Origin of the sequence: Chryseolinea sp. H1M3-3, from assembly GCF_029360725.1 — a bacterium.
Lineage (GTDB): Bacteria > Bacteroidota > Bacteroidia > Cytophagales > Cyclobacteriaceae > Chryseolinea.
The window spans coordinates 468,181-491,340 of sequence record NZ_JARKMY010000009.1 but is presented as its reverse complement, the minus strand read 5'-3'; the positions used below and the strand labels follow the sequence as shown (position 1 = coordinate 491,340).

The 23,160-nt window shown below is 41.3% G+C and carries 17 protein-coding genes; 13 read left to right on the top strand and 4 right to left on the bottom strand.

Going from position 1 to position 23,160, the window contains the following annotated elements; all coding sequences use genetic code 11:
- Window positions 1-7: 7 nt before the first annotated feature.
- The 3 genes from P2W71_RS16645 (at window position 8) to P2W71_RS16635 (ending at window position 3,750) form a co-directional block, all read left to right on the top strand.
- Complete coding sequence (locus P2W71_RS16645) at window positions 8-772, top strand: DUF3298 and DUF4163 domain-containing protein (RefSeq protein WP_276372420.1); 765 nt, start codon at window positions 8-10, stop codon at window positions 770-772.
- A gap of 191 nt (window positions 773-963) precedes the next feature.
- Window positions 964-1,605, top strand: a complete 642-nt coding sequence (locus P2W71_RS16640; protein ID WP_276372419.1) for an ankyrin repeat domain-containing protein — start codon at window positions 964-966, stop codon at window positions 1,603-1,605.
- Between the two features lie 90 nt (window positions 1,606-1,695).
- The gene (locus tag P2W71_RS16635) at window positions 1,696-3,750 is read left to right on the top strand and encodes a glycoside hydrolase family 172 protein (protein ID WP_276372418.1); all 2,055 of its coding nucleotides are present in this window, start codon (window positions 1,696-1,698) and stop codon (window positions 3,748-3,750) included.
- Window positions 3,751-3,867: 117 nt separating this feature from the next.
- Here P2W71_RS16635 and P2W71_RS16630 read toward each other — a convergent pair whose 3' ends face one another.
- Window positions 3,868-5,385 (bottom strand): OmpA family protein, encoded by a 1,518-nt coding sequence (locus P2W71_RS16630; protein WP_276372417.1) that lies wholly within the window; start codon window positions 5,383-5,385, stop codon window positions 3,868-3,870.
- Window positions 5,386-5,600: 215 nt separating this feature from the next.
- On the opposite strand from P2W71_RS16630, the gene P2W71_RS16625 reads away from it, so the two are divergent.
- The 3 genes from P2W71_RS16625 to P2W71_RS16615 all read left to right on the top strand — a co-directional run bounded on the left by P2W71_RS16625 (window position 5,601) and on the right by P2W71_RS16615 (window position 7,699).
- Window positions 5,601-6,476: a diacylglycerol kinase family protein gene (locus tag P2W71_RS16625; RefSeq protein WP_276372416.1), complete on the top strand. Its 876-nt coding sequence runs from the start codon at window positions 5,601-5,603 to the stop codon at window positions 6,474-6,476.
- Window positions 6,473-7,414 carry an App1 family protein gene (locus tag P2W71_RS16620; RefSeq protein ID WP_276372415.1) on the top strand — a complete coding sequence of 314 codons (942 nt, stop codon included), beginning with the start codon at window positions 6,473-6,475 and terminating at the stop codon, window positions 7,412-7,414. Before P2W71_RS16625 ends, P2W71_RS16620 begins: the two co-directional genes overlap by 4 nt.
- A 117-nt stretch (window positions 7,415-7,531) precedes the next feature.
- Window positions 7,532-7,699: a hypothetical protein gene (locus P2W71_RS16615; protein ID WP_276372414.1), complete on the top strand. Its 168-nt coding sequence runs from the start codon at window positions 7,532-7,534 to the stop codon at window positions 7,697-7,699.
- A 21-nt stretch (window positions 7,700-7,720) separates the two neighbouring features.
- On the opposite strand, the gene P2W71_RS16610 is transcribed toward P2W71_RS16615, so the two are convergent.
- Both P2W71_RS16610 and P2W71_RS16605 read right to left on the bottom strand, forming a co-directional pair.
- Complete coding sequence (locus P2W71_RS16610) at window positions 7,721-9,067, bottom strand: pitrilysin family protein (protein WP_276372413.1); 1,347 nt, start codon at window positions 9,065-9,067, stop codon at window positions 7,721-7,723.
- A 4-nt stretch (window positions 9,068-9,071) separates the two neighbouring features.
- Window positions 9,072-10,433: a pitrilysin family protein gene (locus P2W71_RS16605; protein ID WP_276372412.1), complete on the bottom strand. Its 1,362-nt coding sequence runs from the start codon at window positions 10,431-10,433 to the stop codon at window positions 9,072-9,074.
- Between the two features lie 126 nt (window positions 10,434-10,559).
- Here P2W71_RS16605 and P2W71_RS16600 point away from each other — a divergent pair, with 126 nt between their 5' ends.
- Window positions 10,560-11,225, top strand: a complete 666-nt coding sequence (locus P2W71_RS16600) for a hypothetical protein (protein WP_276372411.1) — start codon at window positions 10,560-10,562, stop codon at window positions 11,223-11,225.
- A gap of 49 nt (window positions 11,226-11,274) precedes the next feature.
- Here P2W71_RS16600 and P2W71_RS16595 read toward each other — a convergent pair whose 3' ends face one another.
- Window positions 11,275-13,098 carry a M2 family metallopeptidase gene (locus P2W71_RS16595; RefSeq protein ID WP_276372410.1) on the bottom strand — a complete coding sequence of 608 codons (1,824 nt, stop codon included), beginning with the start codon at window positions 13,096-13,098 and terminating at the stop codon, window positions 11,275-11,277.
- A 126-nt stretch (window positions 13,099-13,224) separates the two neighbouring features.
- On the opposite strand from P2W71_RS16595, the gene P2W71_RS16590 reads away from it, so the two are divergent.
- From P2W71_RS16590 to P2W71_RS16565, 6 genes are all read left to right on the top strand, one after another.
- The gene (locus tag P2W71_RS16590) at window positions 13,225-13,902 is read left to right on the top strand and encodes a GDSL-type esterase/lipase family protein (protein WP_276372409.1); all 678 of its coding nucleotides are present in this window, start codon (window positions 13,225-13,227) and stop codon (window positions 13,900-13,902) included.
- A gap of 10 nt (window positions 13,903-13,912) precedes the next feature.
- A complete protein-coding gene (locus P2W71_RS16585; RefSeq protein WP_276372408.1) occupies window positions 13,913-14,665 on the top strand; it encodes a sulfite exporter TauE/SafE family protein in 753 nt (250 codons plus the stop codon).
- An 81-nt stretch (window positions 14,666-14,746) separates the two neighbouring features.
- Window positions 14,747-16,144, top strand: a complete 1,398-nt coding sequence (locus P2W71_RS16580) for a cellulase family glycosylhydrolase (RefSeq protein ID WP_276372407.1) — start codon at window positions 14,747-14,749, stop codon at window positions 16,142-16,144.
- 191 nt (window positions 16,145-16,335) lie between these two features.
- Window positions 16,336-16,668, top strand: a complete 333-nt coding sequence (locus tag P2W71_RS16575; protein WP_276372406.1) for a PadR family transcriptional regulator — start codon at window positions 16,336-16,338, stop codon at window positions 16,666-16,668.
- Between the two features lie 175 nt (window positions 16,669-16,843).
- Complete coding sequence (locus tag P2W71_RS16570; protein ID WP_276372405.1) at window positions 16,844-19,423, top strand: ABC transporter permease; 2,580 nt, start codon at window positions 16,844-16,846, stop codon at window positions 19,421-19,423.
- Between the two features lie 6 nt (window positions 19,424-19,429).
- The gene (locus P2W71_RS16565; protein WP_276372404.1) at window positions 19,430-22,156 is read left to right on the top strand and encodes an ABC transporter permease; all 2,727 of its coding nucleotides are present in this window, start codon (window positions 19,430-19,432) and stop codon (window positions 22,154-22,156) included.
- The last annotated feature ends 1,004 nt before the right edge of the window (window positions 22,157-23,160 follow it).

Genomic DNA, 23,160 nt, shown 5'->3' with positions numbered 1-23,160 from the left:
ATTTCGAATGAAGTATTTTGTTGGCTTTATACTTCCGTGCGTTGTAATTTTTTCATGCGGTAGCCCGAAAGAAGAAAAGGAAACGCCCATAAGTTTTGAGACTAAAACGTTTCGAATTGAATCACAGGGCGGATGTAAGTCCGATACACTCGCTTGCGCTTATTTCGAAGTTACCTACCCGGAATTTTCGGGCATTGATTCAATGGTCACAAAAGTTATCAAACAGCGAATTGATGCAGCTGTATCGCTCGGTAATCCTGAGTCGCAGGGCTTAAGTATGCAGGAGATAGGTAGGATCTTCATTCAGGATTATGATGATTTCAAAAGTGAAATTCCGGAGGCTTTTGGGGGGTGGCACTATACAGCCAACGTCAACGTGGAAGTATTAACCGATTCCTTGCTGAGTCTTTCTGTTAACGATGAATACTACACCGGGGGCGCCCATGGTGGCTCGGGCGTTTATTTTATAAACTTGAATCCAAGAACAGGTGCAGATTTTACCTTAGATAATTTATTGAAGCCAGGATACAATGAAGCACTTACAAGTGCCGGAAATAAAATATTCAGACAAAGCCGCCAATTAGCCGACACGGCTTCTTTAAGTGAAAACTATTTTGAATTTCCGGAAGATAAATTTGAGCTGAATAAAAATTACGGTTTCAAAAAAGAGGGTATTGTATTTTTCTATAACAACTATGAAATCGCACCGTATGCCGCCGGGCCCACGGAAGTTTTAATTCCGTACGAGGAATTGAAAGCGTGGGTGAAGTGAAGTGTTGGGGTTTCCGTTCTTAATGTGCGAAGTCAGGTGTCTATGCGCGGTTCTTTTGTGTTCTGTCAGGTTGAATGTTCTGGTGGTTAGTGGCAATCTGGTATCGATACTTCGGTGTTTCTGAGATTTAAATTTTTAGGGTAATTTAGGTTCATTAGCATTATCCCTGACGAACTTACGCCACCAACCCTATGAAAACTGACAATAAAAATCTCCTCCATAAAATCGTTGATGGTCGTACTGACTTAGTGGTTGAGTTCCTTGCAGAAGGTCAACCGGCAACAACAAAGAATGAACATGGTGTTTCATTAATCCAATGGTGTGGCTACTTCGGAGATGTGAGTGCCATTAAGATTTTAATTCAGCATGGGGAGGTTCTTCATTCGTTAGGTGAAAATTTTGATTTAAATGGTGCTGCCTTCCACGGTCATGCGCAGCTATGTGAATACTTGCTTGAAAATGGTGCAGCCGTAAATTTTCCATTGCGCGATACCGGCGAAACGCCGTTACATGCAGCATTAAGTAAGACGAGTCAACCAAAGTTTGATGAAGTGATCAAAGTACTCCTTCGTTACGGCGCTAACCCGAACATCAAAACGAATGATGGAGTAGAGACGGGAGCTTTCATGCGCGATTGTCGTACCAAAGGAGAAACACCGCTTCACCGCGCTGCGGCTTTTGCATCCGAAGAAATTATTCAGCTGCTTCTTGATTCAGGTGCAAAGCCAGACATAAAAGACATGCATGGCGATTCGCCTCTTACCTGGGCAAGTTGGTACTTACGACCCCGGACTATCCTTCGAAAACTCTGTTACGGTAATTTTAGAGCGTAGGCTTTTTACAATTCCTCAGTCTAAAACAAAAGCTGGCGCATCCTTGAGAATGTCTCCATTCTCCCTAATTTGTATTTCAAATTAATGATCATGTTTGATTTTTTATCCAGGACAAAGATGCCGCTAAGACGCTGTCTCATCCATGCTTTTGGATTTCGAAGCGCACTTCGATTTTATAAGCGGCGATCATTCATACTGGCAATATTTCTTGTGTTGGTTTTAGGAAGCTGTTCTAAAAAAATACAAAAATCATTTGGCTACATCCCGTTGGGAGTTGGCACCTTATCGAATGAGCTAAAAGTTTTTCATGATATCTCGTCACTCCCACAGTACGTTGAAAACGTTTATGACGGACAAGTATCCACCTATGATACCACCTGGAAAAATAATGATGGCTTCAATGGAACGTATTCGTTTTTAAGAAGAAATGCTGACAGCAGTCTTGTGATTTTTGATGTCAAAGGTAGCGGTGTTATTAACAGGATATGGACACCGACACCAACAGAAGATACATTGGATTTTTATATTGATGCTGATCATCCAACATTCTCTATTAAATACATGGATCTGTTTTCAGGAAAGGAGTTTCCTTTCGTAGCTCCCTTGTGTGGAAACCAGTTAGGCGGATTTTATTGTTACGTGCCCATTACGTTTGAAAAAAGCTGCCGAATTGTTTCAAGAGGTAAGAGAATGCAATTTCATCAGATTCAATATCGGCTATATCCGGAAGGAACAAAAGTGAAAAATTTTTCGATGGATCTTTCTGCAGAGGAAAAATCAGCGTTTCAAAAAATTGAGAGCCTATGGAGTATGGATGAAAAGTCTGTTCGTGATTTTTATCCCCGCGAGATGTCCGAGTCGCATAAAGAAATAACGATTAAGCCGAATGAAACGGTGACAGCTTTCGAGACTTACAAGGGCGGCAGGATCCTCGGAATCGAAATTGAACCGATTCATGTTTTCACTGGGCTGAACAAAAATATTGACATTCGAATAACCTGGGACAATGAACCGCAGCCTGCTGTGTTTTGTCCCGTAGCAGATTTTTTCGGGTTTGCATTCGGATCTTCATCTATGCAAAGCTTGCTGTTAGGAACGCAAGGCAGTAAAAATTACTGTTACTTTCCCATGCCATTTGGTAACGCAGCGAAAATTGAATTTGTCTACAGGAAGGACAACAATAATTTAGCGCCAGCAAAGATAAATATAAAAGTGTGGCATTCTTCTCAATCAAGAATAGAAGAGCGGGAAGGAAAATTTTATGCGCATTGGACTAATGATCGCCCCGCAAAAGGAAAACAACATGTGTTGTCGAATGTGAAAGGCAAAGGGCATTATGTAGGCACTGTTTTACAGTCACAGGGGCTAAAATCAGGAATGACTATTTTTTTTGAAGGCGATGACTCCACCGCCATCGATGGTGGTTTTCGGATGCATGGTACCGGATCAGAAGATTATTTCAACGGCGGCTGGTATGCGATGCTCGACAGGTGGGATGGAAGAATGAGTCTACCCCTACACGGGTCGTTAGATTATTCATTGCCGTTTGCCCGTACGGGTGGTTATCGTCTCTTCCTGTCGGATAAGATATCCTTTTCAAAAAGTTTTTACCATGGCATTGAACATGGTCCGGTTGGCAATGCTTTTCCCGTTGAGTATACATCGATTGGTTTATATTACGCTGATCAACCCCCGGCATCAGTCATAGAACCTGAGTCAGCAAGCACCCAAGTGTTTTTACCGGATACACTTGTAATTTATCCACAGCTGATGGACTACAATGTTTTTGGTAATCTCGACATCAAGACCACGTGGAAGTTTGGAACAGGAGGTGAGAGTTATTTCTTTACAGCCGGAAATGATACGTGGTTAAGAATATCTTTGAACGAAATCCCTAATGCTAGTTACAGGCTGCTATTGGATATTCAGAAAACCCCGGAAGGGTGCGACTTCTCAATGTGGCAGCGCCAGTCACCATTATCTCATTGGATATCCACCTACGACGCCAATGGAGCGCGTATAAAAGACCTTTTTATAGCGGATCTGGAAGTAAAGGAGTTTAAGAAAACCATCACTATCCGATTTAAAACAGATGCATTGAAAAAGACGCTTTTGCTTCATCGACTGATTTTGGTAAAAAAATAGGCCGTCTCGTTACGACGCGTACTACACTTGAGGCAATACAATAATTTTTATCGTCAAATAATCTAAATTTAACATCCAATTAGTTATTGCAAGAAGAGTAATAGCAGCAACGCTGCTTTATTGGTCTTTCAAGAACAGTTCCAGTTCAACTCGTCTATTTTGTGCGCGGCCGGTGGCCGTGGCGTTGGTAGCGATGGGCTTTGCCTCGCCATAGCCTGTTGCTTCAATGCGGCTTTCGCTCACACTATTACGGGTGAGGTAGCTTTTTACAGCATCCACTCTATCTTGGGACAATCTTAAATTCGTGGCCTCGCTACCTTGTGAATCGGTAAATCCGCTGATGCGCAAGCTGTAGTCGGTATATTCCTCCAGGATGCTGATGATTTCATTCAGCATCGCATATGAATTGGATTTTAATGTAGCCTTGCCTGTTTCAAAATAAATTCCGCGTGTTGCAAAATTCAGCCGTTTTTTAACTTCCTCACGAACTTCGGGGCAGCCATTAGCTGTTCCGTTGCCTGGAGTAGTCGGACAACGATCAATTTCGTCAATAACACCATCGCCATCGGTATCGGCAGGGCATCCGGTTTCATCCACCTTGATCCCAGCAAGTGTATTGGGGCATTTATCTTTGGCATCTTCCACACCGTCGCTATCAGTGTCAGGACAACCCTGGAATATATCAAGACCGGCCTGGTTAGGACATCTGTCGTTGGCGTCTTCAGTTCCATCATTGTCTGTATCCGGGCAACCATTAAACCTGGCGGCGCCGGCTACATCGGGGCATTTATCATTAATATCTGCAACATTGTCTTTGTCTTTGTCAGGACATCCTTCAAGGTTAGAAAGGCCCGCAATCGCAGGACATTTGTCCAGATAATCTGCAACGGTGTCGCCATCCGAATCGATCGGGCAACCTTTTGAATCAACGGATACCTGACCAGGCGTATCCGGACACGTATCTTTTCGATCCGAGACTCCATCCATGTCGGTATCCTTTGACTTTCGAAGTTTGAATACCAACCCTGCGCTATGCTGTAGATAAACATCATTGTCACCCTTTGTAACACCATCCCACGCATCGTACAACGGCATGTTCAGTGTATTTGATATTTCAAAACCCAGCCGTTCACTAAACTGAAATAAAATGCCTGCGCCCACTGCGGCATTTGCCTGAAATTCTCCATCTGAAATTGTGCTGTTATCAAAGTTGGTATACACCTTTGAATCGATGTAAGTACCGCCGATGCCAGCTACGAGAAACGGCGCAATGACGGCATCCTCTTTGAAGATATGATCATTGTTGAATTTATATTTGATCTTGACATTGAGGGTTAAAAAATCCGCGTCCACACCGTATACTTTATCATCATTTTGATATTGGACCTGATTAAAGGAAAATTTTTCAACAAGGTTGAAAGAAGGACTCAAATACTGTTGCAACGATATCGCTGCGCCTGGTTTAGGGTGATAAAAGTTATAGAAGTGATAGTGGTTTCGATTTAAGTCTCCGGTATACTCATTCAACGTTCCATACACACCAATGGAACCGCTTTGACTGTATGCAGAGACGGTAAACAATATCAATACGCATAATGAGAAAGAAGATTTGCCTGCCTCTTTTAAGTTAATCATAGTCTTTAATGAAAATTTCACTTCCGATGATTCAAATTGAAGGCCAGATCAGACATTCACTTTAAGCTGTTGTATAATTCTATAAAATGCATGTCTCGAAAAATATGTGAGGTATTATTCCACAATCCGATTATTGAACGTAACACCTCATAATCTTTCCTTAGTTCTAACATTTCTTGTTATATATTGTTTCATCAGTGTCGTGTCCAAAGGCTATGAAAATTCTATTTATAATTAATCCCATTTCTGGGGCAACCAGTAATGACAATGCGATTTTAAAAATTCATGAAAAAGCGGCAGCAACGCACATAGATTTTAAATTCTTTTACACGTCGTCTGATAATGACGACGCCCATATCCAAGACCAGCTTAAAGACTACAAACCAGACAGGGTAGTGGCTTGTGGTGGTGATGGCACTGTCCAGGTTGTTGCCAAAAATATTATGAATAGAAATATTCCGATGGGAATATTGCCGTTAGGTTCCGCCAACGGTTTAGCCACTGCGTTAGGACTATCCGAGGGATTAGAGGAGGCTGTTGATCTGGTCTTTGATGAGGCTACTACCATTATGCTAGATCTTCTGAGGTTTAACGATAAACATATCTGTACGCATCTTGCCGATATTGGTATCAACGCGAAGATGATTAAAAACTATTCTGAGCAAGGAGAACGGGGAATGCTCGGTTATGCCAAATTTTTACTGCAGGCCATAAAAGAGAGTCCACTATTGACCTATACCGTTGAGACGCCAGACGAAAAATACGAAAAGGAAGGATATATGATCGTTATCTCAAATGCGAATATGTACGGTACAGGTATACGCATATCGGAAGGGTCAGTCTCGGATGGAAAATTTGAAATATCCAATATTGAACGAATCGCATTGGACGAAGCAATCAAGGCTGGGCTTACCAAATTCAATGTATTTATAGATAAGAACATGTTTTCCGATGTGATCAGCTGTAAACAAGCCGAAATAAAGATTAATCAAAAGGTCGACTTTCAAATTGATGGAGAATATATGGGTAAAGTAGATCACCTTAAAATAGATATCTTTCCTGCGGCAGTGCCTGTGCTTATAAAAAAATGAGCGCGACCGTGCCGATATTGTTAAGTTTTTACGCATTGTCAAATGGAACAAAGAACCTTTTTACAGGACAATTGACATATTCGTCGCTAAGAGACTTTAGTTTCATATCGTATAGTCCCAGAAAAACATTTCGAACGCTCCTGGCGCTTTATCGCACACGTTTTTTTGCTAATAAACACATTATCCTTCATTTTGATCATGGATCTGCTGTAACTAAAACCGATGCCTCAGGATCCTTTTTTTTTATAGCGGAAACGAATACGAGCCAAACCCACTTAAAAGAAATAAGTCTTTCCAACGGCCAAACTGTACGCATCATTAAGGATTTGTATACCTGCAAAATAAATCATGTTGATGCCCCGTTCATCGTGGTGTCCGACATCGATGATACACTTCTTCACTCCCACATATCGAATAAGTTATTAAAATTCCGGACGCTGATGTTCACGTCAATGGAGAAGAGAAAGGCTGTGACCTCAATGATGAAGTTGATTCGTGACCTTCATGAATCCGGTGCGGCTTCATTCTATCTGTCTAATAGTGAGCAGAATTTATATCCATTAATTTATCGCTTCCTGATACACAATGGGTTTCCATCTGGACCACTATTCCTGAGACAGATGCGGAAGGTACGCGATATCTTTCGATTCAGGTCTTTTGAGGCGCGAGAGCTTCACAAGACTAAAATGTTGCATGAGATAATTAAACTGTTTCCCGAAAAAAAATTTTTCCTTTTAGGAGACAACACGCAACTGGATTTAAAGATCTATTTAAAGATCGCGGCACATTACCCGGAGAACATCAGGTATATCATAATTCGAAAAGTCCTGAGCCGGTCGCACGATGAAGCATATTTAAAAGACACTGAGGAGAAGTTAAAAGCAAAAGGGATTGGATTTTATTATGCTAACACTTTCCCGTCAACATTTGAATTATGAGGAATGATTGTGGTATAAAATACACATTGAATTGTCAAAACCCCGATCGTTTAATCCGTACGAAGGGGATCTTTACTTTGGCTTGATTTTTTATCAAAGGGTTTAAAACTTCTTGATATGAAAAATTTATTATCCTTTCTTTATTTCTTTTTGCTGCTGTTCACAATGACAAGCTGCGAGCTTGTTGGAGATATTTTTGGAGCAGGCGTGTACACAGGAATTTTTATAGTGATTTTCGTTATCGTACTAATTGTTGTCGTCGTCGCTAGAATATTTAAACGATAGTACAGTAACGTAAAGCATTGACTATTTCTTCGGTGTAACTTTGCCAGGCGCCGGCAACATTTGTGGCTGCTTAAAATCTTCTTTGCCGACAGCGCTTTCTTTTCCCAAATACATCCAATTAATAGAGGAAGAATATTTTTTGAAGACATTGTTGATGTCCTGTATGCTGGTCTTCTCCACATCAGACATAAAGGATTCGGTCTTTCTCCAGTCTCCACCTACTTCGGCAAGTCCTAACGACATGGTTTGAGAATCATTTGTTTCTAACCCAAGGAAATGTTCTGTAAGATAACTCTCTTTCATGTCCTTCAGTTCCTTCTCTTTAAACCCTTGATTCTTTACTTCATTGATCTGCTCAATCATTACTTGCAGCGTTTGTTTGGGATCCGTAGTGGATGCATAAAACATAGCGTATGGATTATTGAAAACAGTAGACGCATAGCCGGCACTGGGTGCATAAGTGAGACTTCTTTTTGTTCTGAGCTCAACAAAGAACCGGTCTCTCATAATTGCCATGGCTAACATCATGGGAACACCTTCCTTTTCACCAACAGCAGGAGCACTCATTACTCCTCGAATATAGTTGGTAGGAATTTCACGATTCTCGATGGTAGCTTCCGCTTTAATTTCAAGCTTGGGTTCTAGCATTGGCTTTTTACCGGCCGGCAACGAAGCGAAAGCCTGGTTCACCCGTTCTTTCAGATCTGCCTCAGAAATGTTCCCAACAACTACCAGAAAACAGTTTTGTTTACCGATGATTGACTTGAAATGATTCATCGAACTCTCCAGTGATAATTTTTCCAAGCTAGCTGATGTGCCACTCGGAATCTTCGCATAGTTATGATTGGTAAAGGCCGATTCCATGCTCCGGTTTCGCAAGTGCGCATCAGGATTTGACTCCGCTTGTTTGGCTTGTGCTACAGCTTGGGCTTTAATTAAATCAAACTCCTTGGCTTCAAATCGTGGCTGCGTTATTACATCAGCAAACAGGTTCCAGGAAGGAGCCCAATATTCTTTAATGCACGACATACTGATTTCGCTGTAGTCATATGATGTACTAAAGCTGATGTTAGTCCCTATCTTTTCTAACGCGGTGGCGAACTCAGTTTTGTTCATGTTTTTTGTTCCGCCCTCAACAGCAACAGCCAGCGCCAGGGATTCGATTCCCTCTTGTTCTTTGGAATAATTTGCCGTACCTCCCTTAATAAAAAAGCGAACACTGATGATGTCTTTAATAGAAGGCTTTAAAATGACTTTTAAACCATTTACAGTAAATTCAGTAGCCTTATCTTCTGCTGTTCGCAATGAAAAGGACGTTGCTGACAACATAATTGCAAACAGAAAAATATAACGATTTAAGTTTTTCATGCGGTTAGTTTTTTGTCGTTTTTAAGCTGGCCTCCAGGGCGGGTCTATTCTCTGCCGTTGTTAGTATACCGGTTGCGTTAGGCTTACCTTTTATATATTTTCTGACATACTGCTGGATGTCTTCGCGCGTAACTTTTTTTATGTTCTCTACATAGGCTGTATAATAATCAATAGAGGCGGAGGCCCACCAATACGTTACCGTATGAATAAACTCCGATGTTTTTTCACGGCTATGTGCGTCGTCAATGGCAATCAGTGTTTTTGCGGTCTGCAGTTGTTCATCCGTAAAATAATCATCACTATCCCATCGGTTGATATGCTCCTCTATTTTACCCAACACTTCCTTAATTTTTTCAGGATGCGGTACTGCGAAAATCAATATTGGACCCGTGTATTTACAGGTCTGATAGTTAACACCTATGTCAAAAGCTAAACCGCTGTCTATAAGATCCTGTTGCAGTTTGGAAGATTTTTGGCTCAAAATAAAGGAAAACACATCTGCGGCATACGTAGCTTTTAGGTCATTGCGCGTATCGGGACCGTGATACCCGCGGGCGATGATCGGGTTTCTTGTGTTAGCGTTTTCGGTGAAATAAAGTTCAGACTTTTGCAAGGGTTTAAATTCAGGAATCGGATACTTGACAAAAGGATCAAAATCCGAAGGAGCCCAATCTTCAAATATTTCTTTCGCCCTGCGGAAACCTTCCTCATGGTCAAGATCTCCGGCCAGAACTAAAATAGAATTATTAGGATAATAATATTTCTGTTGAATGGTCTGCATCTTCTCTTTTGTTGCTGTCAAAATGATTTCATGGTCTCCAATGACATTTTTGCGACTGTAAAGATCTCCCCAAAGTTTTTTATTCATATCATTGATTAACCAGAACGTCGGGTTAGATTCTGCCCGTTGAAATTCTCCGTCCACGACAGGATTTTCCTTTTTCATTTCATCTTCCTTAAATAAAGGGTAACGGATGGCCGAGTTCATAAACTTCAGTCCTTCCACTAGAAACTTCTTGTTGTGGGTGAAAAAATAATTAACGCGTTCATTTGAAGTAGTGCCATTCCAGTCAAGGCCAAGTTCATTCTTCCGGTTTAGAAAAGCTTCTTGTGACGGGAGATCTTTATTGGCTTTGAAGAACATGTGTTCATATAAGTGCGAAAGGCCATTGTATTGAGGGTCCTCCGTGTAAGATCCATTCTTCACGCATATTTCTACAGTAATTAAAGGGACTGTTTTATCCTCAATGACCAGTACCTCAAGCCCATTTTTCAATTTTGTCAGGTGAAAGTTGGGTGGCAATTTTTGGGCGAAACTTATCTGAACCAGCAAGAGGCCGATAATGAGGCAGAGGAGTTTTTTCATATCATTTGATTTTAGTCTTAAGAAAACGAGGGGTAAGTCCTGCTCAAAAATAAAACAAAAATTATTAGTGCGGTCATAGGGGTAACTCAACGTAGGGTTGTCTAACGCATAAGAAACAAAAAAACTATGAAAAGACAATTAAAAACAATCGTGCTGATGTGTTCTATTCTTTTATCGACAGCCGCAATGGCGCAGGAAAATGACATAAACGAAAAGAACCATATCGAAACCGTTTTCAAGAATGATACCCGTTCCGTCCGCGGATATGGTGCCCTAACCAATAAATTCACCACCCTTGGGGGCGAGTACGCTAACTTAGTGGGTGCTTATGGAGGTGTCTATATCAACCATAAATTTTTAATTGGTATTGGGGCCGCTGCACTTACAAACAACCTTTCTGTACCGCTACAATATAGTACCGATCCTTTACGCAACATGAGTTACGAGTATGGCCAGGTAGGATTGGTTACAGAATATGTACTGGGTTCCAACAAAGCATTTCATATCGCTTTTAATCTTTTCTCGGGCGCTGGATTTACGTTACAACACGAACGTTACGATTGGCATAATCATGATGATGATTTTGACTTTGATGATGATGAAGTAAATGACGAGAACTGGTTCTTTGTTGCCGAACCTGGCGTTCAATTTGAAATCAACGTATTCAAGTGGATGCGTTTTAGCCCTGGAATCTCTTATCGCGCTGCCTTTGGTAGCGATGGACTTGGAATGAAAGATTCCGATATCAGTAACTTATCATACAACGCGACCTTAAAGTTTGGAGGATTCTAAAAACCGCTTACGCCTTTGCTGTAGTATCAACAGCAAAGGCGTAAAGCTTTTAAAAGTTCTCGGGAAGGGTATGAGTTCTTCCGCTGTTTTCTTTCTTCAGCCACACCATCAATGGGGAAAAATAATCGAGTATTGCTTTGGCACTCACGTCAGTTCCGAGGTTTTTCTTTAGGTGATCGCGCCAATCAACACTTGCCCCAGGCGCCATTAAGGTTCGTAAAAAATCACCGACTTCTTTACTTCCCCAATAGTTCGTAGCGTGTACATCTTGCTTCAGAATATTTTTTGCGATGTGATCATGGAATTGAAAAAGCAATATCTCGGCCATGGCGTAATCATAATATTGGGCAGGATCGTCAATGATATGAGTTTTTGTACAACCATCACAAAACTGTTCGTCGCGCGGTGAAGGAGGAACAATGCCCTGGTAACGTTGCGCCAAATCCCACCAGGTTTTGTTAAATTGATCTGGCGGAATATTTTTCGAGTAGAGCGCTTCTTCAAAACGGGTCATCGTACCGGACGCCCATGGAAGTACAATGATATGCTGTAGAGCGTCCGTTAGTAGTTCGAGCGTATCATCCGATACAATATTTTCTGGTATTAATTTTAATGACTGTAGCAACGGCTTCTGTAAGGAGGCCAATCCAATTTGGGAGCCGATTGCTTCGTGGTAAGCCCGGTTCGCCCCGTTTCTCAACAGAACGGGAACATCAGGCGTGGAATAAGATTGAAAGTAGTAAATATGCCCGAGCTCATGAAGGCTCGTTTCCCACCACTGGGTGTTTGTCTCGACACTCATGAGTGACCGAACATCCTGGTCAAGGTCGATGTGCCATGCGGAGGCGTGATTGTTTTTCTTATACTTTGCGTCGGGAGGAAGGGGATAAAGACTTGATTTCTCATAGAAAGATGCAGGTAGCGGGGCAAACCCAAGCGAAATGTAAAATTCTTCACCTTTCTTCACGATCCATTCAGGTGTTTTTTTATTGAGTGTATCGGTCAAGTCGATACCTGTTGATTTTGAGTCGACAACGGCTTCCCAGTTTTGAGCCCATTGATTTGGAAGCCAGTGTGCAGGAATGAAGTCGGGAACCTTTTGATTAAATTTCTTTGCCAGCTCATGCCGTGCCCAGGTATGTAGTTCACGATACAAGGGCCAAATCTCTTTAATGAAATTGTCGTTCATGGCAAGCATCTCTTCCGTAGTCATGCCGTATTCTGAAACCTGGTATGCGAAGTAGTTTGGAAATCCTAAATCCTTGACGGACTTGTTTCGCAGGTCGCGCAATTGTTCCAAGCCTGGTTTAAGTGGTTTACCTACTTCTTTACTGGCATTCCAAGCTTTTAATCTTTCATTAAGATTATCGGATGAAGTCAGTAAATTTGAGATATCGTTTTTGGTAACTGACTTTCCATCGATCTTGAAATCAAATCCGTAAAGTACTTTGGTCTGTTCCGCATTTACTTTGATAAGTTCTTTCACTGTTTCTGCCGCGGTAGCAGGCGCGCCGCCTGCAAGGAAAAGTATGTATTCCATCTGCCGTTTTTGAAGCGGTGACAATTGATCCGCGATAGCGAGATATTTTTTTGACGAATCTATATTGGCAACGCTTCCGGTAAACTCAGTAAGCTTTTGTGCCGCGACTTCATATAACTTTTGAGTAACAGTATCACCTTCCTCAATTTTTGTATTGAGAAGCCAGGCTGCTTCATTAGCTTCGGTGCTGAGCCGTTTGTATTCCAGAGCATAGCGATCAAGATAAGCGGCCGCCAGGGAATGAGAAGGATCGGCTTTTTTTTCCTCGGATTTATTGCAAGATGAAAGGGACAAGGCCATTACAACTGCCAGGGCACAATGGTGTAGACGCATAGGTGAATGAGTTTCATTAAAAGTAATTATAAAATCAGAGACCGTGAATCGGGAATGACAAAAACTTAGGGAAGGCTTCGTGCGAAAGGTCAACACTTTATTATATTACGCCCTTAAATCTAAACCATGAAAAGAACCGCCTGGCTTTTGTATGCCTTCGCATTAATAGCATTGACTTCCTTTACTCACATTATGCAGAAAAAGAAAATCGTTTTTTTTGGTGATTCGATCACTGAGGCGGGGATCAAACCCGGCGGTTATGTTGTTCGTATTGCTGAGCTGGCGGCGGCGGAGAAGTTATCCGATCGCTATGATTTTGTCGGTGCCGGTATTGGAGGCAACAAGATTTATGATTTATATCTGCGCTTCGAAAGTGACGTACTCAGCAAAAGCCCTGATATCGTTGTCATTTATGTAGGTGTTAATGATGTGTGGCATAAACGTTCGCATGGAACGGGGACAGATGCAGACAAATTTGAAAAGTTCTATTCGGCACTCATTAAAAAGTTTCAGGAAAAAAACATCAAGGTGGCCCTTTGTACGCCCGCTGCGATCGGAGAGAAGACTGATTACAGCAACGAGCTTGATGGAGATTTGAACCGATATAGCAACATCATACGCGGATTGGCAAAAAGTAATAATATTCCACTCATCGATTTACGACAAGCATTCTTAGACTACAATAAAAAATTCAATGCAGAAAACAAGGAATCAGGTGTACTTACTACTGATCGGGTGCATCTGAATGAAAAAGGCAACCAGCTTGTGGCTGAAGAAGTTTGGAAAGTAGTAAAGACCCTTTAGTCATTAGTCTTTGATCTCTCTCTTTTCTTACGAGCTTACGTACCTCCAGCTTATCCTCGTATTGTTAGTCGCTATTTTTACAGGAATGTCTAAAACCGGCGTTCACGGCGCAGGCATGTTGGCGGTACCGTTGCTTGCAAATGTTTTTGGAGGGCAATCTTCAAGTGGAATTTTACTTCCCATGCTTGTGATGGCAGATGTTCTTGGCGTTTGGTACTATCATCGTCATGCATCGTGGTCGCATTTGAAGATCTTATTTCCCTGGGCTGCGTTGGGAGTAGTCGTGGGTACCATCGTTGGGAAATACATTAACGATGAGATATTTAAAATCATCATGGCGGTTATCATTTTGGTAAGCGTTGTCGTGATGTTGTGGCTTGAACGTGGTCATAAAGAAGATGTACCCCATCAAAAAGCTTTCGCAATAACAACAGGAGTACTTGGCGGGTTTACGTCCATGGTGGGAAACCTCGCCGGAACCGTGCTGGCTGTTTATTTACTTTCCATCCGATTACCAAAAAATGTATTCATTGGAACAACGGCCTGGTTCTTCATGGCTACGAACTGGTTTAAGGTACCGTTCCATATTTTCGTTTGGAACACAATAACGTTAAATACATTTCTCTTTAATCTTCTCGCAATACCATTCATTATCGTTGGCGCTTACTTCGGTATAATAATCGTTAAGCAATTATCTGAAAGAACCTACCGGTGGTTCATTATTTTTATGACCATCATCGCTGCTGTATTCATGCTGATCTGAAGATAAATTGCAACCTGCTGTATTGTTACCTTGCAATTGTTGATGTTAGGAACTCACACCGGAACGTCCTATCTTAAATTCATGAAATGTTATATTCAATGGTGGCTCATAACAATTGTTTTATCAGCCTGCAATCAACCTGCGCAACGCAAACCGATTGCCTTACATCCTGAGAACCCGCATTATTTTATTTACGATGGTAAGCCGACAATTCTGATTACTTCAGCAGAACATTATGGCGCAGTGCTCAACCTGGATTTTGATTATGTCAAATATCTGGATGCGCTCTCAAAGAGTGAGTTAAATCTTACCCGTACATTTACGGGCGTATATGTAGAACCAGTAGGGGCTTTCGAGATTGAACGTAATACACTTGCACCGGCCCCACAAAAATTTATTTGCCCGTGGGCACGGTCGAAAACTCCAGGTTATACCAATGGTGGTAATAAATTCGATCTCACCAAATGGGATGAAGCCTATTTCACACGCCTTAAGGATTTTATGGCAGAAGCGGAGAGGCGAAATGTTATGGTAGAGCTGGCATTGTTTTGTCCTTTTTATGAAGACTCACAATGGAACCTCAGTCCCATGAATGAAGTCAACAATGTTAATGGGAAGGGACCAAAAGACCGTACGCATGTCTACACCGTTGATAAATCAAATGGGCTGCTTGAAATTCATGAAGCATTGGTTCGGAAGATTGTTAGTGAGCTAAAAAATTACAGCAACCTGATCTATGAAATCTGCAATGAGCCATATTGGGGCGGAGTAACCATGGATTGGCAGCATCACATCGCGTCCGTTATACGTGATGAAGAAAAAGATTTTTCGCAGCAACATCTTATCTCTCAAAATATTGCAAATGATCATCTTAAAATCGAAAATCCACATCCCGCTGTTTCGGTTTTTAATTTTCACTATGCATATCCACCCATTGCTGTTGCGCAGAACTATCATTTTAACAAGGTGATCGGGGATAACGAAACAGGGTTTGATGGTCAGGCTGACAGCACATATCGAAGAGAAGGTTGGTCTTTTATTCTGGCAGGTGGTGCCTTGTACAACAACCTGGATTATTCTTTCACCGCTGATCACGAAGATGGATCTTTTCAATATCCGAATACGCAGCCGGGGGGAGGAACTCCTGCACTCAGAAAGCAACTCAGCTTCCTCAGAAAATTTATCGATGGTTTTGATTATTTGAAGATGAAACCCGACAGCACGTTGATTCCTGGTGACCAAAATAAAAGAGCATATGTTCTTTCTGAGCCGGGAAAACAATACGCGATTTACATTTTCGGCAAAGGGCCTCACGTCTTTGAACTTACGGTACCTGCAGGAAATTATACCGTTGAATTCATGGATCCGCTTACCGGAACATATGCGGCAAAGCAAAATGTTGCTTCAGATAACAAATTGAAACTAACTTCTCCTGCTTATCCGGAAGATCTTGCGGTCAAGATTACTTCCGCGGATTAAATAACAACTGCTCTTATTTTTACCACAGCTTTTTTTAAATATTCACTGAAGCTCAGCATTTCATGACGGTTCCTCAGCGGTGAATTGTATTTTTTTTATTGTGTCTTTTGCAGCCATACTTGATCTTTCCTCCTGATCCATTTGTATATAAAAAAATTAATTGTCTTATTTACTTAACAAAATATAAGGATATGGCGAAAGAATATCTGGGCGAGTTTGAGGAATTGGTGTTAACACTCGTTGCAGCTTTACAGGAAGATGCTTACGGCGCTGCCATTTCAGAAGAAATTGAAACGAAATTTAAACGTGAAGTAAACCTGAGTGCAGTACATGTAACACTTTATCGCCTGGAGGATAAGGGATACATCAAATCGAAAATGGGCGGTGGAACCAATGAAAGAGGAGGGAGAAGGAAAAGAATCTTCACCATTACTTCTGCCGGTATGGCGATGTTGCGAGCAATGAAAGAGACGAGGTTGGAGTTGTGGAACATGGTGCCGCAGCTCAAGATGTCGGGATTATGATTCATCTGATGATATGATTCTATGAAACTGTATCCTTTTATTGAGGAGTGAATGCTGTCAATTGTTCTAACGTTTTAGATAATTTAATCATGCCGTAAGCAAAGTGCTCTCTATAAGAGCGGATCATTGTAACTACGCATTGGTGAACAATATGCCGAAGGAAAATAAAAGACCTATGGGGCGCAACAAGTGGTTACGACTGCTTGAGTTCATTTGCCCTGAGCATTTATATGAAGAAATCGAAGGCGATCTCATTCAGAAATTTAATCGGGATGTTGACAAATGGGGTGAGAAAAAGGCTCGCCGACGGCTCGCCTGGCATACGGTAAGTTTTTTCAGACCTGGGATTATTCTGAGGAATAAATTTTCATTGCATATACCCTCATTCCATATGTTAAAACATTTCTTCAAAATCTTTTTCCGCACTTCTTTAAAGAATAGTGGATATTCTTTTATCAATGTTTCCGGATTAGCCGTTGGCCTGGCTTGCAGCATTTTCATTATACTCTGGGTAATGGATGAAGTGTCGTATGATGATTTTCATCAAAACAAGGATCAGGTATATAAGATTATGGCGCACCACACTTTTCCAGATGGAACGCAAACATATGATAACACGCCTGGTCCACTTGCTCCAGCATTGAAGGGACTTCCCGAAGTAGCTGAATCCGGACGAATAATATTCAGAAACCAGGTATTGCTGCAGAACGAGAATAAATCCATTTATCATAAAGCTGTCTATGCTGATTCATCCATTTTTAAAATCTTTACGATTCCACTTCTTTCCGGAACGACAAACCAATCGTCTCAAGACAATAATTCAATTGTAATCTCAAGAAAAGTGGCTGCGTTATATTTTAAAGATGAAAATCCTATTGGAAAGGTATTTCGCGTCGATAATACATTTGATGCAAAAGTAGCAGCAGTCTTCGAAGACCTTCCTGAAAATTCCACACTCGAATTTGATTTTATTATTCCCTACCGGATTTATGCAAAGACAGATCAATATAACAATGAGTGGGGTGCCTGGAGTGGTGGCGTGACCTATGTAAAACTGCATGAGAAGGCGAAGGTAGAAGCATTAAATAAAAAGATACATGAAGCATTTACAAAACCGAATATCTGGGTTCGATGGGATCCAAATGTCGAGTTGTTTTTGCACCCTATGTCGGATTGGAGACTACACAATAATTTTACAAATGGTGAACAACATGGCGGACGTATAACCTATGTCACTACTTTCTCAATTGTAGCCATATTTATTCTTCTGATAGCATGCATCAATTTCATGAATCTTGCTACCGCTCGATCCGTCAGCAGAGCTCGTGAAATTGGTGTCCGAAAAGTTGTCGGTGCTGGGCATAATTCATTGGTAAAGCAATTTATGATGGAATCCGTTTTGACGGCGTTCATATCACTTTTCTTTGCATTACTTGCAGTCCATTTACTCATGCCATTTTTCAATGAGTTAACCGGAAAACAAACGCGGATTGATTACACCAATCCACTAGTCTATGTTGGTCTGTTGGGAATAACGGTCCTAGCTGGACTGATGGCCGGTAGTTATCCAGCAGTTTTGCTTTCCTCATTCAAGCCTGTGAATGTATTGAAAGGAACAATAGCGGGTTTAAGCGGGGCAGGTCTACGAAAGGGCTTGGTGGTTTTTCAATTCAGTTTATCCGTAGTGCTTATCATTTGCGCCATCGGCGTTTACCAACAGATCGATTACATGCGGACCAAAAATCTAGGGTTTAATAAAGACGATGTTTTCTATTTCAGGAGCAATGCCGATCTGCGTAAAAATTTCGATGCTTTCCGAAACCAGGTGCTTCAAAATCCGGCAATAAAAGTAGTTGGCCAAAGCAACGATAACCCTACTGACCTTTTAACCAGTATTGTACTTGCCGATAATGCGTGGCCAGGGAAAACAAAAGAAGATAACATCGCTTTCAAGTCACTTCAATGTGATTACGATATGTTGCCTGCTTTAGGATTTACATTTGTGGATGGTAGAAATTTCTCAAGGGAGTTTGTAGCGGATTCAAATAACTACATCATCAATGAAGAAGCCGCCAGAAGCATGCGACTTGAGAATCCTATTGGTGAGGAACTCGTCGCACCACGAAAAGGAAAAATCATTGGTCTTATAAAAGATTTTCACAGCACAGATTTGAAAGGACGTATTGCGCCAGTGATCATTGCTCTGCGTCCTGAAGCCACCAATCAAATTTTTATCCGCTATGAAGCCGGACGCCTTGAAGAGGCGATGGAATATGTCAAAGATGTTTACAAAAAACTGGAACCGAATTTCCCATTGGAATATGCGTTCATGGATCAAACTTTCGATCGACAATACCAGGATGAAATTTTGATGAGCAAACTCTCCACATGTTTTACAGTGATAGCAATTTTTATTTCGTTTCTAGGGCTTTTTGGACTTGCATCCTTTACAACTGAGAAACGTGCAAAGGAAATTGGCGTTAGAAAAGTTATGGGTGCATCAGTCACCGAATTGCTTTCATTGGTGTGTAACGATTTTGTTAAACTCATTGTACTGTCATTAATCCTTGGCTTACCCGTGGCCTGGTGGGCAGTGCAAAAATTTCTGCAAGAGTACGAATATCATACCGAACCCGGTGTAAGTGTATTTTTGATTACTGCGTTCTTACTACTGTTCATTACAATCGTCACAGTGTCGTGTCAATCGTCACGTGCTGCACTTGCTAATCCTGTTAAAACATTGCGAACAGAGTGATATCGTATGGCAGTGGGTAAAAAAAATATAGGTCCACCGAAATGGCCATTACAATTCCTTCGAAGGATTTGCCCTGAACATTTGTACGAAGAAATCGAAGGCGATCTCATTCAGAAGTTTAATCGGGATGTAAAAAATCTTGGTCAGCGGCGGGCGAAGAAAAAATTGTTATGGAATACTATAAGATTCCTCCGGCCTGGAATTGTGTTGAGAAATAAATTTTCGTTCGAACTTATTCAACTGCATATGATATGGAGCTATTTTAAGCTAGCGGCCCGAGGCTTGGTTCGTTACAAAATGTTTTCAACAATTAATGTGCTCGGACTATCCGTAAGCATGGTGGCTTGTATTTTAATTCTGCAGTATGTACGGTTTGAATTTAGTTACGATGATTTTCACAGAAACGCGGAGAACATCTATCGGGTTGCTACTAAAGTCACGTTGCAAAATGAGGTTATTGTTCACGAAACAAACACATACGACGGCATTAGCAAAGCATTAAATACTGACTATCCTGAAATTAAAGCGGCCACAACTGTTCGCGGATTCAATTCAGACAGAACTTTCATACACTATCAAGACAAAAATAATAAGCTGGTTCCTCTTGAAAATTTTAAAGCGTTTGATGTCGACAGCATCTTTTTTAAAGTCTTCTCATTCCCATTGTTACAGGGAAATTCAGAGGTTGTTTTACAAGACCCATATACTGCCCTTATATCAGAAACATTCTCAAATAATTATTTTTCGGGCGATGCGATTGGAAAATCCTTCCAGGTGTATAACGGTGAGGAAACTCAGCATTATAAAATTACCGGCGTTTTAAAGGATGTCCCATCGAATTCACACATCAAATTTGACATCCTTACCCGCTCTGACCCAAGAACAAAAAACTTTTGGAACAATGATGTAGGATTCTGGGATTGGGGCGGTCAGACTTATGTTTTGTTAGCAGACATTACGCTTCGTGGGGAGCTTGAAAATAAACTCGCTCAACTAGCGCTTTCAAAAAACGGTCTTAAGAATAACAAAGACGACTACGGACAAATCAGCACGTTCGAACTTCGACCGCTTGGGAACATTCATTTGTACTCACACCTTCAAGAGGAATTGGAAACGAACGGAAGCAGTTCGCTGGTATACGCATTGATCATGCTTGCAATTATCATTCTTATCATGGCGTGGGTGAATTATATTAATCTATCCACGGCAATGTCGGAAGAAAAGATAAAGTCTATCGGGGTTCGTAAGGTGGTTGGTGCAACCAGGTTTAGTTTGGTTTTACAGGTCTTAACAGAGTCGTTACTTTTTAATGTGCTTTCTGTTTCGCTCGCGGTTGTTTCGGTACACATGTTATTGCCATCGTTCGCTAGCTTCTCCGGTGTCCCGCTGACTTACGGCGTTCTGTATGATAATACAATGTTAATAGGTCTGCTCGTTTTTGTTCTGGTCAGTGCGTTGATGTCGGGTTTATATCCTGCGTTTGTGATTGCTTCTTATTACCCGGTGCGGGCACTGAAAGGAAATTTGAATACAAGCCGTTTTGCTTTGCGAAAAATATTGGTTGTATTTCAGTTTGCTGCCGCGATCAGTTTGATCATTACGACATTGGTTGCCTATCAACAGTTATCCTTTATGCGCGATAAGGAATTGGGCATCAACATTAACCAGGTAATGATCATCAAGGCAATGAACTTCGACAAAGAAACTTGGTCGGATTCGGAAGGGGGATTTACAATTGATTCAACGTATTCAAACAAGGCTAATCTTTTTAAAGAAGGAATTCGTGCGCAGGCTGGATTTCTTAATGCAACTTCATTATCACATATACCGGGTCAGCTACCCAACTGGGGAACTGAATTCAGGGCTGAATCTATCGATCCTCAGAAGGCTTATCGGCTTATTGCCATGGGCGTGGACTACGATTTTCTTTCAACATTACAAGTTAAGATATTGGCAGGCCGAAATTTCTCGCACGATTTTCTATCGGACCGTGGCAACGAAGGCAAACGCGCTGTTCTGATTAATGAGGCTGCAACAAAATTACTTGGTTTCAAAACACCACAAGAAGCAATTCATAAGCACATCTCAACTTATTGGGGTGCAGATTATGAAATTATTGGCGTGGTAAATTCATTTCATCAACTTTCGGTGAAGGAAAATGTCCAGCCGATTTACTTTATTCTTCAACCCAGGGCCCTCGATTATTTTGCTATTCATTATCAAGGTAGAAATGCAACGGATGCTATAGAACAAGCCCGGATTACATGGAACAATTACTTTCCTGATACTCCATTCAATTATTTTTTCCTGGATGAATATTTTGACCAGCAATATCAATATGACCGCAAGTTTCGTGACATCGTCAGCTTGTTCTCGGGACTTACCATATTTATTGGTTGCTTAGGTCTGTTTGGGTTAACCTCGTATTCAATTTTAAAGCGAACGAAAGAGATTGGTATCCGAAAAGTGATGGGAGCGACTGCTTCAAATATTATTGCTCTATTTACGAACGATTTTATGAAGCTGATATTAATAGCTAATGCTGTGGCCTTGCCGTTGGCTTATCTTGGACTGAAACGTTGGTTGGAAAGTTATGCATATAAGATTACGCTGTACTGGTGGCTATTTGTAATTCCCGTGATTTTGGTTTTGGTTATCGGAGTGATGACGATCAGCTTACAGATTCTTAAGGTTGCGTTGAAGAATCCAGTGAATAGTTTACGGAGCGAATGATAAAGTGGGAATGGAGTTGTTCCTGGATACGCCAGCACTTTTCTCTCGATCCGATTTGTTGAGCGCCTACCAAACTGTCTTCAAAGCGCCAAACATTCTCGCGAAACATCCGGAATTTGGACGCATGCGAGCAAAGGACTGCTCACCCTGTTCACGTTAGCGTCCGAACTATTTTTTGATCGTGTTTTAATAATACCGGTGCCAACTCAACGCCACCTCATCAATTTTGATACATCATAGCACCCCTCTCTCGATCCGATTTGTTGAGCGCCTACCAAACTGTCTTTAAAGCGCAAACATTCTCGCGAAACATCCCGAACCTCGGCGCAGCCCCTTAAGCAGTACTCATTCTATATACTCTAGACTTGATGAGTATTTAAATTGCCCAGACTTTTGCGACCTCGAACAAGATTAAAAAGCATCTATTCCGCGCCAAGAAATGTGAGGATCGATTGAGGTTCTCTGTGGCGCGGCGGCACATTGGTCATTAACACGGCGGGCTTCACCCGCCGCTACTGATATGTCGCCCCGCTGGGGCTATGCGTATTGCGCATGTATCAGAATTGCAAAGACAAAAGACTTTCATCCGGCGATATTATTAGATAAATCACAAAAAAAACGTCACCTCGTGTGTTATCAATAACAAATTAATTCATGCTTAAAATGATCAATATTCATTCCTCTAGCGACAATTTTGGAACGTATCCAAACCTATCCAGTTAGCGAATAAGCCAATCATAAATGGCTGCAAATGGAACAACAATTTGAGAAGAATTATTTCCTAATTCGGGCATAAATCGATTGACTAATTCTGGTTTAATATAGCTGTCGAGATCAGAATGTTTTCAAAAATGGTTTGGATGATAAGAAAGAGGTCACAATATCGTAGCTATATTGATCCATTTAGGCCACTTCCCAAAGGAATTCACTAGAGACAAAGCTGAGATCCATTTAACGTTCGTACAACCCCAACCAACAATTATCCGTTTGTCCAATAACCGTCA